This window comes from Flavobacterium sp. JLP, from assembly GCF_015350755.1.
Lineage (GTDB): Bacteria > Bacteroidota > Bacteroidia > Flavobacteriales > Flavobacteriaceae > Flavobacterium.
Window position 1 is genome coordinate 11,428 of sequence record NZ_JADKPS010000009.1, and the last position, 16,104, is coordinate 27,531.

At 33.9% G+C, this 16,104-nt stretch carries 13 protein-coding genes; 1 reads left to right on the forward strand and 12 read right to left on the reverse strand.

The genetic code is table 11. The features are described from left to right. Positions 1-41: 41 nt before the first annotated feature. The 4 genes from IRZ83_RS18075 to IRZ83_RS18090 all read right to left on the reverse strand — a co-directional run bounded on the left by IRZ83_RS18075 (position 42) and on the right by IRZ83_RS18090 (position 4,966). Positions 42-1,262 (reverse strand): glycoside hydrolase family 105 protein, encoded by a 1,221-nt coding sequence (locus IRZ83_RS18075; protein ID WP_194570581.1) that lies wholly within the window; start codon positions 1,260-1,262, stop codon positions 42-44. Between the two features lie 172 nt (positions 1,263-1,434). Beyond that, complete coding sequence (locus IRZ83_RS18080; RefSeq protein WP_194570582.1) at positions 1,435-2,400, reverse strand: DUF4861 family protein; 966 nt, start codon at positions 2,398-2,400, stop codon at positions 1,435-1,437. A gap of 10 nt (positions 2,401-2,410) precedes the next feature. After that, a complete protein-coding gene (locus tag IRZ83_RS18085) occupies positions 2,411-3,346 on the reverse strand; it encodes an alpha/beta hydrolase (protein WP_194570583.1) in 936 nt (311 codons plus the stop codon). Between the two features lie 180 nt (positions 3,347-3,526). Beyond that, positions 3,527-4,966 (reverse strand): glycoside hydrolase family 28 protein, encoded by a 1,440-nt coding sequence (locus IRZ83_RS18090; RefSeq protein ID WP_194570584.1) that lies wholly within the window; start codon positions 4,964-4,966, stop codon positions 3,527-3,529. Between the two features lie 288 nt (positions 4,967-5,254). On the opposite strand from IRZ83_RS18090, the gene IRZ83_RS18095 reads away from it, so the two are divergent. Further along, a complete protein-coding gene (locus IRZ83_RS18095; RefSeq protein ID WP_194570585.1) occupies positions 5,255-6,283 on the forward strand; it encodes a LacI family DNA-binding transcriptional regulator in 1,029 nt (342 codons plus the stop codon). A 129-nt stretch (positions 6,284-6,412) separates the two neighbouring features. On the opposite strand, the gene IRZ83_RS18100 is transcribed toward IRZ83_RS18095, so the two are convergent. The 8 genes from IRZ83_RS18100 to IRZ83_RS18135 form a co-directional block, all read right to left on the reverse strand. Continuing rightward, positions 6,413-8,026, reverse strand: coding sequence for a UxaA family hydrolase (locus IRZ83_RS18100; RefSeq protein ID WP_194570586.1), 1,614 nt, complete (start codon positions 8,024-8,026; stop codon positions 6,413-6,415). Between the two features lie 81 nt (positions 8,027-8,107). Beyond that, positions 8,108-9,550: a tagaturonate reductase gene (locus IRZ83_RS18105; protein ID WP_194570587.1), complete on the reverse strand. Its 1,443-nt coding sequence runs from the start codon at positions 9,548-9,550 to the stop codon at positions 8,108-8,110. Between the two features lie 217 nt (positions 9,551-9,767). Further along, complete coding sequence (locus IRZ83_RS18110; protein ID WP_194570588.1) at positions 9,768-10,439, reverse strand: bifunctional 4-hydroxy-2-oxoglutarate aldolase/2-dehydro-3-deoxy-phosphogluconate aldolase; 672 nt, start codon at positions 10,437-10,439, stop codon at positions 9,768-9,770. 10 nt (positions 10,440-10,449) lie between these two features. Next, positions 10,450-11,472, reverse strand: a complete 1,023-nt coding sequence (locus IRZ83_RS18115) for a sugar kinase (RefSeq protein WP_194570589.1) — start codon at positions 11,470-11,472, stop codon at positions 10,450-10,452. A gap of 152 nt (positions 11,473-11,624) precedes the next feature. Next, positions 11,625-13,031 (reverse strand): glucuronate isomerase, encoded by a 1,407-nt coding sequence (gene uxaC / locus IRZ83_RS18120; RefSeq protein ID WP_194570590.1) that lies wholly within the window; start codon positions 13,029-13,031, stop codon positions 11,625-11,627. 23 nt (positions 13,032-13,054) lie between these two features. Continuing rightward, positions 13,055-13,846, reverse strand: a complete 792-nt coding sequence (locus tag IRZ83_RS18125; RefSeq protein WP_029273504.1) for a gluconate 5-dehydrogenase — start codon at positions 13,844-13,846, stop codon at positions 13,055-13,057. 5 nt (positions 13,847-13,851) lie between these two features. Beyond that, complete coding sequence (gene kduI, locus IRZ83_RS18130; protein WP_194570591.1) at positions 13,852-14,688, reverse strand: 5-dehydro-4-deoxy-D-glucuronate isomerase; 837 nt, start codon at positions 14,686-14,688, stop codon at positions 13,852-13,854. A gap of 96 nt (positions 14,689-14,784) precedes the next feature. Continuing rightward, positions 14,785-16,101, reverse strand: coding sequence for an MFS transporter (locus tag IRZ83_RS18135; protein WP_194570592.1), 1,317 nt, complete (start codon positions 16,099-16,101; stop codon positions 14,785-14,787). Between the last annotated feature and the right edge of the window lie 3 nt (positions 16,102-16,104).

Below are 16,104 nucleotides of genomic sequence, written 5' to 3' on the forward strand. Positions count from 1 at the left end.
TGTATATTATTTCTAATTATCTAATTGTCCTAATTATCTAATTATCTATTCAATTCTAAAGCTGCTAAAATAAAAGGTCCAGTTGCCTTAGGATCATTATCTTTCTTTTTTTCGTTTACATAATAGTCATAAGAGCCATCTCTATATGGAGTTCCGCCTAAACCAGCAACCTGACAAGCCTGCGTTAAAGTAATACCTCCATCTGCATCAACTTTTATTAATTTTGTTGTTAAGCCATCAAAAGCTTTATTCGCTAATTTTTTATATTTTGCAGGCAAATATCCTTTGTTAGCTCCTTTTGCAAAAGCATAAGCAAACATAGAAGATCCTGAAGCTTCTAAATAATTTCCTTTTTTGCCAACTTTGTCCGTCACTTGATACCACAAACCTGATTTATCTTGAAATTTGGCCAAAGAAGCCGATACATCATTTAAATATTTTACCAATTCTTTTTGTTTTGGATGCTCTTTTGGAAAATAATCTAATGCATCAACAAGTGCCATTGCATACCAGCCTAAAGCTCTTGACCAAAAATTAGGAGAGTTTCCAGTTTCTTTATTTGCCCATGGCATTGCTTTGCTTTCATCCCAACCATGATATAATAATCCTGTTTTTGGATCTGTTGCATGCAATTGAATCTGTTCGAATTGTTTTGCAACATCATCCAGGCTTTTCCCTTCTTCAAACGTAGCAGTGTATTGTGCATAAAATGGTTCTCCCATATATAATCCGTCAAGCCACATTTGGTTCGGATAAATATTTTTATGCCAGAATCCGCCGCTTTTTGTTCTTGGCTGTTCAGCGATTTGCTTACGCAATAACTGCATTGCTTTCAGGTATTTCTCTTCTTTAGTTTTATCATATATATTAAAAAGAAGACGTCCAGATACTACCATATCAATGTTATATTTGTCTAGTTCGTATGTTTTGATAGTTCCGTCATTTTGCACTAAAGCATCAACGTAACCTTTTACGTAAACAGGATATCTTGGATCTGGATTTACCTTATACAACTCTTCAATTGAATGCAAAACCAAACCATGAACATAATCCCATTTTGGTGCTTTCGAATCATCAATCATATAAGCTTCTGGATGGCGTTTCATTAATGTCAGAGCCATTTTATCAGACCATTTTAAATCTTTAGAAATTACGATATCTTTTTTTGCAGGTTCTTGCGAAGTCACTTTACAGCTTGTAAATGCGATTAAACAAACCACAACTGCTGCTGTAAAATAACCTCGTTTTTTATTATTTTTCATTTTAAAATATATTTAAATTTCACTATTATCTAATTCAATTGCTGCAAAAATAAAAACCGCCACCGCTGGCGAACCGTTGTCTTTGCTTTTCCGTTCACATACTATTTTCATTTGTTCCGCTGCGAAAAGGTTTTCCTGTTTTATTTTATGGAAATTGTCATAAAATATAAAATTACATTTTTCCTTTTTTGTTCAGCAATTCTAATTTTTCATCAAGATATTTTATAAATTCTTCTTTTGATTTTATGCCATTTTTCTCTTGTTCCCAAGCGCCTAAAAGATAAAAAGAAGTCGATTTTGTTGTTGGTTTAAAAACCAAAAGATAATCCAATTCTGTATCCGCAATATTTTCAATTGTATTTACTTCATAAAAAAGCGCCATTCCTAATTTGTCTGGAACTAGCGATTGTTCTCCGTAAGTCGCTAAATAGGCCCATTTTTTATTTTTGCTTTCTTTTTTAAGCAATTCTGTATTTTTTTGTTTTACAATTCCGGTACAGATTCCTTTGATTTCTTTTGAAGCCTGAATTGTATGCTGTGTGTAGAGCTGATCTGGCTTAATGGTTAAAATTGAAGTGAAATCAATTTTATCAGCCGCTGTTTTCCATCCGTAATAATTCACTTTTACAGCTGATTCATTTGTTTTATTTGAAACAACAGCAATAGTTGAATCTACTTCACGAAAGTGGAGTTTTTCATTGTTTAAATAACGGTCGATTGATCCGATTCCTATTCCTTTTCCGGCTTTCAAAATATCAGCTCCCCAATCGCTCATTTCATGATACGAATCAAAATTATCCTGACCCACTTTCGGCAAAATAATATCTGAAGTTTTTTTTCCAAAAATATCAATAGCATTTCTCCAGTCTAAATACAAACGGTATCCAATTCGGTTATTTTCCCATCCTGGGCCTTCGTAACGAATATCGAAAGAATGGTCTGTATGTTCAGGAGCCAATTTTAATCTGTCAACATTTTTAAAAACAGTGCCGCCAATATATTTGCGTCCTTCCCACTTTCCATCTGTTTTTGCTGCTATTTCAGCATATGTTTTTGCTGTTTTTGAATCGTTTTTTTGAGCATTTACAGCTGTAAAACCCATTAAAAATAAAGCCGCTATTTGAATTTTTGCTTTCATTCGTATTGTATTATTTAAACATTTTATCTAAGAATTGCGCTGTGTAAATTATCATTTCATCAAACCAAGGCTGAAAAAACCAAAAAGAATGAGGTGAGTTTTCAATTGTTTTTACTTCACTGTAAATTTTATTCTGATTTAAAATTGTAATCATATCATCTCTTCCAGCATGAAACCTTTCAAAACTGCTGTTTATAAAAAGTATCGGCGGTGTATTTTTATCAGTGTGATTTAAGGCCGATGCATTGTTCCAGTTTTCTGGATTTTCTTCATAACTACCTTTAAGCCAAAACCCTGCCATTTCTCCTTCTTTCGATTCTGGATGCTTAAATGCTAAAATTCCATCAACATCGATAATTGCATTTACTTTTGATGATGATTTACTTTTAAAACCCGCATCTTCAAAAGATGGATTATCATTTGTTGTACCTATCAAAGCGGCCATCTGACCTCCTGAAGAACATCCTAAAACCGCAATTTTGTTTGTATCTACATTGAATTTCCTTGCATTATCTTTTATGAATTTAATGGCATTTTTTACATCATAAATTGCTTCAGGATATTTTGCTTCTAATGATAATCTGTATTCAACTGCAAAACAAGAATACCCTTTTGAGGCAATTTCTTTTGCAAAAACCTGCATTTGGCTTTTATTTCCTGATCTCCATCCGCCACCATGAATCATGATTACTGCGGGATTCTTTTTTTTCTTCTTATAAAAAAAAGCATCTAAATGTAATGCCCTATTTTCCTTCAAATCATAAACAACATCGCTTATCTGATTTACATTTTTATCTGTTTTTGCCTGAACAATTGTAATGAAAGGATACTGTTTAATCAATTTATTGTATGTACTCTTTACAGTATAAGACGTATCTATACTATATTGATTTTGAGCTCTTACGACTCCAGAAAGCAACAATAAAAATAATACTATTTTCTTCATTTCAGGACTTCTAATTTAGTTAAGAAAGGAGTTCGATTCAGGATCAAACTCCTTTTTAACTTCTTCAAAAAACAATAATCTCAAAAAACTAAAAATTACTAATAACCAGGATTTTGAGGAAAATTTTAATTCTGATTTTCAAGTTTAATTGTTTGGTTAAAATATAATAGTTAAGTGGTTTTAATTTTTAATTGATTCAATTTTCTTTCCATTTATATAAGTGTTAATGAAATTTATGTTTTTTACATTCTTTAGCGAATAAACCGAATCTACTTTTATAATTTCAACATCTTTAAATGTTATGTTTTCTATTGGAGACTCTTTATAACCATCGGCCAGAATACCAAATTTACCTCCATTTTTAACTTTAATATTTTCCATATTAATATTTCTGATGGTTGGTATGTATTTTCCAACTTGGCTGCCGTATAAATCATAAAACATGGTTACTCTCAAAACGCATTCTTTTACTGTTCCAACTTCAAGATTTCTAACGTAAATATCTTCTGTAGTGCCTCCACGTTTAGAGTTTGTTTTGATGCGGATTGCCCTGTCAAGATTCGGACTGTCCATTACGCAGTTTTCTACAAACACATTATTAACTCCAGCTGTAATTTCGCTTCCCATTACAACACCTCCGTGTCCGTCGATCATTTTGCAATTTTGAACAATGATGTTTTTACTCGGAATTCCAACTCTTCTTCCATCTCCGTCTCTTCCTGATTTTATTGCAATACAGTCATCACCAGTATTAAAAGTACAGTTTCTGATGATTACATTTTGAGAATATTCGGGATCACAGCCGTCATTATTAGGTCCGTGGCTGTTAACTGTAACACCGTCAACAATTACGTTATTAGATTTTAAAGGATGCAGAATCCAAAACGGAGCATTTATTACAGTAATATCTTTTACTAAAATGGTGTTGCATTCGAAAAATTCAATAAAATTTGGACGCAGGTAATGTCCTTCTCCAAAAATTCTTTCTTCAACCGGAACTCCTTTTTCAGCCATTTCAACTAAATTATCACGGTTAAGAGGATCATGCTGTGAAGGCTGTCCTTTTTCCCAGCCATAACCTTTACTGCCACACCAAGGCCACCAATTTGTATTATTTGCCTGTCCATTCAAAGTTCCTTTTCCTGTAATCGCAACATTTGTTTTGTTTCTTGCTGATATAAGAGGAGAATGATTCATCAGTTCGGTTCCTTCAAAAGAAGTATGGATCAAAGGATATTCTTTTGAATTAATAGTAAAAAGGATTTCAGCTTTATCTTCTAGATGCAGATTTACATTACTTTCTAAATATATTGGACCGGTTAAATATTTCCCATTTGGCACAATAACTTTCCCGCCTCCATTTGCTGTACAAGCTTTAATTGCTTTCGCAAAAGCCTGTGTATTTGATGTTTTGCCATCGGCTACAGCCCCATAATCATTTATATTATAAGTTTTATTTAAAAAGTGCGTTTTTGGAATGCTTTTAATGATTAAATCCATTTTTTTCCATGGATCAGATTCAGAAACATTCGAAACTTGTTTTCCACATGATAAAATCAACATAGAAACAGCAAAGAAAATCGCAATTGATCTTAACGTTAAAGACTTACTTGTAAACATTTACGTTGTATTTTGGTTTTTAGGAAGTAAAACATCAATTATTTTGTAATCGATTACACGAAAGTATAAAATTTGTTTCAACAGACCAAATTTATTTAGAAATAATTTATATATTTAATTTTTATTTGCAATTATATTTACACTTAATGTAAAAAAATACATAATTTTTTATCATTGTAGGATTGCAAACGTTTTAGTTATCATTTCTGGTAATCGATAACAATAAATATTGAATTATATAAAAAAAATGTATTTTTGTCTAAGAATTAATCTGAAAAACCTTTTCGAATGAGCGAAAAAATAACCATTTATGATATTGCCAAGAAGCTGAATATCACTGCTGCGACTGTTTCCAGAGCGTTAAACAACAATCCGAAAATAAAAGAAAGCACACGTGACTTGGTAATCAAAACCGCTGCCTCGATGAACTATAAGCAAAACAAACTTGCTTTAGCATTAAAAAGCGGCCGTAGTAATAATATAGGTGTTATTGTTCCTCGTATAGACAGCAACTTTTTCGCTTCGGTAATTCGAGGTATTGAAGAAGAACTGCATCCTCATGGTTATCAAGTAATTATTTGCCAGACACACGAGAGTCCGAAAAGAGAAAATGAAAATTTATACACTTTAATCGATGCTCAAGTCGACGGAATCATGATGTCTGTTACCGATGTAAACAACGAAAATGACGGTGCTTTTCATAATGTATTAGAAAAAAATGTACCGCTTATCTTTTTTGATAGAAGCAAACATATTGACGGAGTAAGTTCTGTAACTATTAATGACTTTAAAGGAGGTTATATCGCTACCAAACATCTTATAAATGAAGGATGCAGAGCAATAGCACATTTATCTGGAGATCAATCTCTTGAAATCTTTAAAAATAGGTTTTTAGGATATAAACAAGCTTTATTAGATAACGGAATGACTTTTAAAGAAGAATATGTTATTCCGGTAAAAAGTATGGTTGACGCTGGAAAAGATGCTGTTGATGTTTTACTGGCTCTAGAAACACCGCCTGACGCTATATTTTCTTCGAGTGATTTCGCCGCTTTAGGTGCCATTCAGGAGTTAAAAGAAAGAAATGTAAATATTCCAAAGGAGTTTTGCGTAGCAGGCTTCAGTAACGAACCTTTTACCAAATTTATGGAGCTCTCTATAACTTCAGTAGATCAGTCTCCGCTTGAAATGGGAAAAATGTCAGCTCGTGTCTTCTTGGAACAAGTAGATAAAACCGACACTATTAAAATAGAAAAAAAGGTAGTTCTCGCTCCAGAATTACACATTCGTAAATCTTCTTCAAGAACTAACTTCTAGTTTTAAAAAAACTGTATAAGCGATATAAGTTCATTTAACATACAATACTTAGTAAAAAGGCAGCTCATTGATGAGCTGCCTTTTAGTTTTGAATTATGTGACTTTATATCACTGATATGATAAAAAATCCTATAAAGAAACTCCTCTTTTCCAAGGAATAAATACATCTTGTTTCAACTGGTCTGCCTTTGTTTCCACTTTTCCGCTCGCCAATTCTATAATGTAATCTACGATTTCTGCTCCAACTTCGGAAATTGTTTTTTCACCAGTAATCACAGTTCCAGCATTTACATCGATAATATCCGACATTCTATTAATTAATGCAGTATTCGAAGAAATTTTCACAACGGGTGCAATCGGATTTCCCATCGGATTTCCTAAACCTGTGGTAAATAAAACAACTGTTGCTCCCGCCCCAACCAATCCTGTGGTGCATTCGGCGTCATTTCCTGGCGTATTTAAAAGATTTAAGCCTGGTTTTGAAATATATTCACCGTAGTCTAAAACATCTACAATAGGTGAAGTTCCGCCTTTTTTAGCTGCGCCAGCAGATTTCATAGCGTCTGTAATTAATCCGTCTTTGATGTTTCCTGGAGATGGGTTCATATCAAACCCTGAACCTGCATCTACAACTGATTTTTCAAAAGCTTTCATTAAAGTTAAAAACTTATCTGCTTTTTCTTCGTCCACACATCGGTTCATCAATTCTTGTTCAACACCACATAATTCTGGAAACTCTGCCAAAATTGTTTTCCCACCCAAAGCTGCAAAAATATCTGAAACAATTCCTAATGCTGGATTAGCAGAAATCCCTGAAAATCCGTCGGAACCTCCACATTCTAAACCAATACTTAGCTTTGAAAGAGGAGCAGGTTTGCGTTCAATTTTGTTTGCTCTTTTAATGGCTTCATAAGAATCTTTAATCACCATTTGAAACATTTGATCCGTAGTTCCAATTTGTTGTTGTTCATAGATCAAAATTTCTTTATCACTATTGGGACTCATTTCTTTCAATGCCTTCTTTAAAATATCTACTTGCAAATTTTGGCAACCCAAACTTAAAACGGTAGCACCTGCAACATTTGGGTTATTCACATATCCTGCAAGCAGTTTTGCCAACAATTCAGAATCTTGTCGAATCCCGCCACAACCACCTTGATGATTAATAAATTTTACTTCTATATTATCTAAAAGATTTTCATTTAAATTTTTATCAGAAACTTCTTCAATGCTTTTTTCTTCAATTAAAGAGCGTAACAAATTTTTATAAGAAACTTCTTTTTTGGGCATTAATTCGTTTTCGAAAATATCTTTAAGTTTTTCGATATTTTTGTTTTCACAAAAAACCAATGGAAAAAACAACCAAACGTTTTTGGTTCCAACTTGTCCATCAGTACGATGGTATCCGTTAAAAGTTTTGTCTTTCCAACGATCTACATTTGGTGGAGTCCAACCTAAATTTCCGTTTTTACCAAAAACTTTTTCACTTTGATGTTTTACATTTTCGGTAGTAATGACTTCTCCTTTTTTTATAGGTTTAGCAGCTTTTCCTACCAAAACGCCATACATTATAATATCACTACCAATTGTAAAATCTTTCTCAGCGATTTTATGTTTTGCTTTAACATCAGTTGTTGGTGAGACGGTAGTTCCTTCAAATATAATTTGTTCGTTTTGTACCAAGTCGGTCAAAGCAACAATTACGTTATCTGCTGGGTTTACTTTTATTAATTTTTTTTGCATGATCGTTTTTTTTTTTAAGTTGCGAAGTTTCTAAGATGTGTTCAAAAACTTAGGACCTTCGAATCTCAGAAACTATTCTAATTAATATTGTTTGCTGAAATTAGCAAATCCTTTTTCTATTCCGTTTTCTTCAATTTCATTTAAGGCCAATACTAAAGCTTCAGATAAGCCTTTTACTTTAGTTAAATCTTCGCCCCAGAATTCAGTGTTCGCTAATATTTTAGCTACAACTAAATCTGAAGATCCTAATTGCCAAGCGTTTTTAAATGCCTCAACTATCTCTGGAGAATCTTTTACAGGTAATACTTCGTTATTCCAAGTCCCTTTGTAGAATTGAATTAAACTCGCTAAAGAAAAAGTCAAATTAACTGGCAATTTGTTGTTAGCATTATAATATCCCAATAAACTTGGTAAAACTCTTACTTTGAATTTTGAGATAGAATTTAATGCAATATCAGCAAGTGCATGTTTGATAAATGGATTTTTAAATCGGTCCATTACCTCTTCAGAATAGGCCGTAATTTCATTTTTGTCCATATCAAGAGTTTCGCTAATTTCACTAATAACACTGTTTACGAATTTTCCAGTAAAATCTCCGTTAACAGTTTCCATTACTAATTTGTTACCATACAAAAGTGAAAAAGGAACCATTGCCGTGTGTGCGCCGTTTAAAATACGAACTTTAATCATTTTAAAAGGACGTATATCATCGACAATTTTTACATTCAAATCTGTTTTATGAAAAGGTAATTTTGATTTTAAAGCATCGCCACCTTCAATAGCCCAAAGAAAGAAAGGTTCAGCAGCCACGATTAAATTGTCCTGATAATCTAATTTATTGTTGTATTCTTCAATTTCAGCTCTTGGATATCCAGGAACAATTCTGTCAACCAAAGTACTATGATAGGTACAAACATCTGACACCCAAGTTTTAAATGCATCCTCTAACTTCCATGTATCGCAATATTGCAAAATATATTTTTTCAGCGTCTCTGAGTTATAATCAATCAACTCACAAGGAATGATTGTTACTCCTTTAGAAGTATCTCCGTTGAAATGTTTGAATCTTTCATATAATAAAACAGTCAGCTTTGCAGGAAATGAAACTGGCGGCTGCATGTCTGGAGTATCACTTTCAATGAATTCAATTCCAGCTTCAGTAGTATTTGAAACAATAAACTGAAGTTCTTCTTCTTTAGCTAAAGCTAAATAATCAGCAAATTCAGTATACGGATTTATAGCTTTTACAATATTAGTAATCAACTCAATATCTTGTATCTTTTCGCCTTTTTTAATTCCGTTCATAAACAAAGTATAAAGACCGTCCTGATCATTAATCAAGTTTACCATACCGTCTTTCAAAGGTTGAACCACTGCAATACCAGCATTAAAATCAACTTCTTTATTTAGTTTGTGAAAAGCGTAATCAACAAAAGCTCTTAAGAAATTTCCTTCTCCAAACTGAATTACTTTAATTGGCTGTAATTTTTCTAATCCTGTATTTTTTCTGTTTAACTGTTTCATTTTAAATCATTAATGCGTTATAAATAACCACGTTAAATACCTTATTAACTTATTATTTTCTGTTTCTATATTGTAAAAGAAACATTACACCGTTGGGTAAAATAAAACCAGCTGTGAGGAATGGCAAGATTTATTTTGCAAGCGTAATGCTCAATTACAACATCTAAAACTCTAAAAAAAACTGCAAGCCAAATAAAGGAATCGGTATGATTACTCCTTATTTATTTTTAATATTTTTGATGATATCCAGAACCTGACTTACTTTGTTTTTTAAACCGTCAAAATCTTTATTATCAAGTATTTCTTTTGAAATTAACTGCGATCCAATACCCACGCAAAATGCGCCTGCACTAAACCATGAAGCCAAGCTTTCTGCAGTTGGCAAAACGCCTCCTGTTGGCATAATGCTGGTCCACGGACATGGGCCTTTTATCGCTTTTATAAATTCTGGACCGTAAATATCGCCGGGGAATAATTTTACAATTTCACAGCCTAATTCTTCGGCCCTAGCAATTTCAGTAAGCGTTCCGCAGCCTGGTGACCACAATACTTTGCGTCTGTTGCAGGCAATTGCAATGTCTTCCCTGAAAACCGGAGTTACAATAAAGTTAGCTCCCAGACTCATATATACTGAAGCCGCAGCGGCATCTGTAATAGAACCGACTCCCAACATCATTCCCGGAAGTTCTGCCAAAGCATATTTGTTTAAAGCGCCAAAAACTTCATGTGCAAAGTCGCCTCTGCTGGTAAACTCCATTAAACGGGAACCGCCATCGTAGCAGGCTTTTAAAACCTTTTTGCTTAATTCTATATCAGAATGAAAAAACAGCGGAACCATTCCGTTTTCTTTCATTGTCTGCGCAACTTCAATTCTTGAATATTTTGCCATATTTATAGTATTATCGTGATACTAACGCAGCGCCGTCACCATCAATCATATTTTCAACTTCTTTCAGTGTAGCCAAGTTGTAATCCCCTGCAATGGTATGTTTTAAACAGCAGGCCGCAACTGCAAAATCTAATGCTCTCTGATTATTGTTTTGGTATTTTGTCAAGCCATAAATTAAGCCTCCCATAAAAGCATCTCCGCTTCCTACCCTATCTACAACAGGTGTCACTTCTTTGACAGCTGCATTGTAAATCGCTTTTCCATCGAACAAAATACCGCCAATTCTTTGATGAGAAGCACTAACAGAATAGCGCAGGGTCGTAGCAGCAATTTTCAAACTCGGAATCAAATCAAACAATTTTGCATATAAAACCGGAAGTGATTTTTCATCCTGATAATTTGGATTTACTTTCGGAATTCCCAGCATAAAATAAGCTGTATCAATATCTCCTAAAATAACATTGCTGTATTTAAGCATTTCCGGCATAACATCGCTTGGCTTTTTGCCGTATTGCCATAATTTTGATCTGTAATTCAAGTCGCATGAAATTGTAATTCCCAGTTTGTGAGCCACTTTAATAGCTTCTAAACAAGCTTGGGCAGCACTTTCAGAAATTGCCGGCGTTATGCCGCTCCAGTGAAAACAATCTGCACCTTCAAGCACTTTCTCCCAGTCAATATCTCCTTTTTGAATAGTTGCCATCGAACTGTGCGCGCGATCGTATACTACATTGCTCCCGCGGGTTCCTGCGCCAGTTTCAAGAAAATAGATTCCCAGGCGTTCTCCTCCAAAAATGATATTTTTAGATTCTACGTTCATTTTTCTCATTTCTTTTAATGCAGATCCTCCAATTTCATTTTCAGGCAATCTGGTAATAAACTCAGCATTTACGCCATAATTTGCCAAAGAAACACAAACATTAAATTCACCGCCTCCATAAGAAGCTCCAAACTCTTTTGCCTGAGAAAAACGAAGATGTCTCTCTGTTGAAAGACGCAGCATTATTTCGCCGAATGCAACTACTTTACTCATGTTTTTTTATTGTTTTTACCAGTAAAAAATATTTTTTCCACCATTTAGCTATTAAGAGAATTAAGCTTTGAAGCCAAAATTAAAACTCTTTATTTCTTTTAAATACTAAGTTCTACACTTAATTTTCTTACTATCTTAAAAGTAAAACTTATTTAAAATTTGAAATATTCTTTTGCGTTGTTATACGAAATATCAGCAACCAATTTTCCAATCCATTCCATATCAGCAGGAAGTTCTCCTCTTTGAATTTCATCTCCTAAAAGATTACAAAGAATACGTCTGAAATATTCGTGTCTTGGAAAAGATAAAAAGCTTCTTGAATCTGTCAGCATTCCAACAAAACAACTGATTAATCCCATGTTTGAAAGGGCATTTAATTGCTTTGTCATTCCGTCTTTCTGATCTAAAAACCACCATCCTGAACCAAATTGTACTTTTCCGCGAACGCTTCCGTCATTGAAATTTCCAATCATTGTAGCCATAACTTCATTATCTGCTGGATTTAGGTTATAAACAATGGTTTTCGTCAATTTATCTTTGCTGTCTAAGGCATTTAAGAAAGAAGATAATTTTTGCGCCTGCGGATAATCTCCAATAGAATCCCAGCCAGTATCCGGACCTAAAATTCTGTGCATGCGCGCATTATTATTTCTTAAAGCACCTAAGTGAAATTGCTGTACCCATCCAAATTCATGATAGGTTTCAGATAAGAACAATAAAACTGCACTTTGAAATTTTAATGCTTCTTCAGGAGTTAAAACCCCATTTTCTCTTTTCTTTTTAAAAATTGAATTGATTTCACTTTCAGTAAAATTCTCAAAATAAATCTGATCCAAACCGTGATCACTCAATTTACAGCCATTTGCAGCAAAAAATTCGATTCTCTTTTTTAATGCCGATTGTAAATCTGAATACGTATTAATCGCAATTCCGGACACATCCCCCAACGTGTCCAGATATGCGTTATAACCATCATTTGAAATTAAGATGGCTTTATCGGGTCTGAACGCAGTGCTGACTTTAGTTCCGAAAGGATTTGAAGCCAGTTTTTGGTGATGTTCGAGATTATCAATTGGATCTTCTGTCGTACATACTAATTCGGCATTTACTTTTTTAAGTAAATTTTGAGTGCTGTACGCTTCAGAATTTATTTTTTCAGAAGTTTCTATATATATTTTCTCAGCCGACTTTTCATTTAATAAATCATAAATATCAAAATAGCGGGCCAATTCTAAATGTGTCCAGTGATATAAAGGGTTACGCATTGTATACGGAACCGTTTTTCCCCAGTTTAAAAATTTATCTTTGTCAGATCCGTTTCCAGTAATAAACTGCTCGCTGATCCCTAATGTACGCATAGCACGCCATTTGTAGTGATCACCGTTTATCCAAACTTGAGTGATATTATCAAAGATTTTATTATCTGCTATATTTTGTGGCGACAAGTGATTGTGATAATCAATTATAGGCTGATTTTTAGAATAGTTATGATATAATTCTTCAGCATATTTGTTTTCAAGCAAAAAATTATCGTTTATGAAAGTCTTATTTGAGCTCATGTTCTTTTAATTATAATTGAGAATTATTCGTTTGATGGTTTGCCAATTGTAGCCAAAATACCGCCATCTACATATAAAATATGACCGTTTACAAAATCACTTGCCTTAGAAGACAAGAATATTGCAGCTCCTGCCAAATCGCTTGGATCACCCCATTTTGCAGCAGGAGTTCTGCTTATTATAAAATCATTAAAAGGATGTCCGTCAACTCTGATTGGTTTTGTCTGTTCTGTTGCAAAATATCCAGGCCCGATTCCGTTGATTTGAACATTGTATTTTGCCCATTCTGTAGCCATATTTTTAGTCAGCATTTTTAAACCGCCTTTTGCAGCAGCGTAAGCACCAACTGTATTTCGGCCCAATTCGCTCATCATAGAACAGATATTAATGATTTTTCCTTGCTGTCTTTCGATCATTCCTTTGGCAACATGTTTAGAAACAATAAACGGACTTACCAAATCAATATCTATAACTTCTTTAAAATCTGACACTTCCATTTCAATCAGCGGAATTCTTTTGATGATTCCAGCATTATTAATCAAAATATCAATGGGTCCGACTTCACTTTCTATTTTCTGAACAGCAGTTTTAACTTCCTGTTCATCAGTTACATTAAATTTATACCCAACTGCATTTATACCTTCATTTTGAAGTTCTTTTACAGCATCATCAATTTTTTGCTGTGATGAATTTCCGTTCACCACAATTGTAGCACCAGCTTGTCCTAAGCCTTTTGCCATTGCCATTCCAAGTCCGTGTGTACTTCCTGTAATCAAGGCAACTTTCCCTTTTATATCAAATAATGAGTTTGTCATAATTATTATCTTAGTTCGGTTATTTTGCAAACATCCATATCTCCGTAATCTAAATTCTCTCCTGCCATTCCCCAGATAAAAGTGTAATTACTGGTTCCTGAACCTGAGTGAATAGACCATGGCGGAGAAATAACCGCTTGATGATTGTTCATCCAGATATGTCTTGTTTCTTGCGGCTGTCCCATAAAATGGCACACTGCCTGATTTTCTGGAATATCTAAGTAAAAATAAACTTCCATTCTACGATCGTGTACGTGTGCTGGCATGGTATTCCAGACACTTCCTGGACGTAATTCAGTCATTCCCATCTGCAATTGGCAAGTTGTTACCACACTTCCAATAATCATTTGATTAACTGTACGGTGATTTGCGGTTTCCATCTTACCTAATTCTAATTTATTTGCTTCTGCCAAACTAACTTTTACCGTTGGATAAGAAGTATGAGCCGGAGCAGAATTAATATAAAATTTAGCAGGATTTTTGCTGTCATCGCTTTTAAAAATTACTTCTTTATTACCTTTTCCAATATAAAGTGCATCTTTAAAACCTAACGGAAAAGAAGTTCCTTCTACAAGTACAGAACCGCTTCCTCCAACATTTATAATCCCTATTTCTCTTCTTTCTAAAAAATAGCTTGCCTTAAGCGGATCAATACTTTCCAGTTTTAAATCACTTACAGGAACTGCTGAACCAGCGATATAACGATCATAATGCGAGTACGTTAAAACAATTTCGTTTTCCTGCATTAAGTCATCAATTAAGAATTCGTTTCTTAATTCTTGAGTATCATATTTTTTTACTGCTTCAGGGCTAGACGCGTATCTTGAACTATATTTTGTCATAATAAATTTTTAAAATGTAATCGATTGCACAAAAGTATATTTTTATCTTTAAAAACCATAATTCCAACCAAAATTTATTCTGTTTTTAAGTAAAATTTACAATTCTACCTTTTTCATTCTCGGAACTAAAATGTGCATTATCAGCCAAGCCAATAAATAAGATGCACCGCAAATGCAAAACATAATAAAATATCCGGTTTCTATTTTTCCAAGTTTGGTGTAATAAACAAACATATTTTTCTGAACTACTAAAGTCAGTAAAATTCCTCCAAGCGCTCCAAACATACCTCCAATTCCTGTTACAGAAGCTGTTGCTTGTTTAGGAAACATGTCAGAAACTGTTGTAAAAATATTAGCACTCCAGGCCTGATGAGCAGAAACTGCCAGACCAATAACCAAAATTGCAAGCCACATATTTATAGCTCCCAAATACTGAGAGAACAATACTGGCAAAACTGCAAATGCATACAATAACATACTCGTTTTTCGCGCTTTATAAGCTGGCCAGTTGTTATTAATTAATTTTAATGGAAGCCAGCCACCGCCAATACTTCCAACGCTTCCAATCATATAAACCAAAGCACAAGGCCAAATAATTTCTGTAGATGAAAGCTTGTATTGTTTCATTAAAAAATCTGGAAGCCAGAACAAATAAAACCACCAAACCGGATCTGTCAATAATTTTCCGATGGCAAAAGCCCAAGTCTGGCGAAAAGAAAGCAATTTCATCCACGAAACCTTTTCTGTATCTTCTGTTTCAACTATTACTGTTTTATCTGAATTAATATATTCTAATTCAGCTTGTGACAAACGTTTTTGTTTTTCAGGTACTTCGTATAAAAGAAACCATAATCCGAGCCATACAAAACCAACAATTCCAGTTAAAATAAAAGCCCATTGCCATCCATAATTTGCAGCAATATGCGGCACAGTAAGCGGCACAATGATAGCACCAATATTACTTCCTGAATTAAAAATTCCTGTTGCCAAAGCTCTCTCTTTCTGCGGAAACCATTCTGCTGTAGCTTTTATCGCTGCAGGAAAATTTCCTGCTTCTGTAATTCCTAAAAATACACGGGCAATTAAAAAACCTCCTGTTCCTGTTGCAAGTGCATGACCAATTGCAGCCAAACTCCATAAGCCAGTTGCAATCGCATATCCTAATTTGGTTCCTAGTTTATCTATAATACCTCCAGCAACCAACATTCCCATTGCGTAAGCAATTTTGAAAGCAAGCTCAATATTTGAATAATCTATAACTTCCTGTTCTGGTGTCCAGTGAAAAGCTTCTGCCAAAAAAGGACGCAGGTAACTTATTACATTTCTATCCAGATAATTAACAGTTGTTGCAAAAAAAACTAAACTACAAATAGTCCAGCGGTATTTTCCTATTTCTGCATTAGCTTGATTCATAAT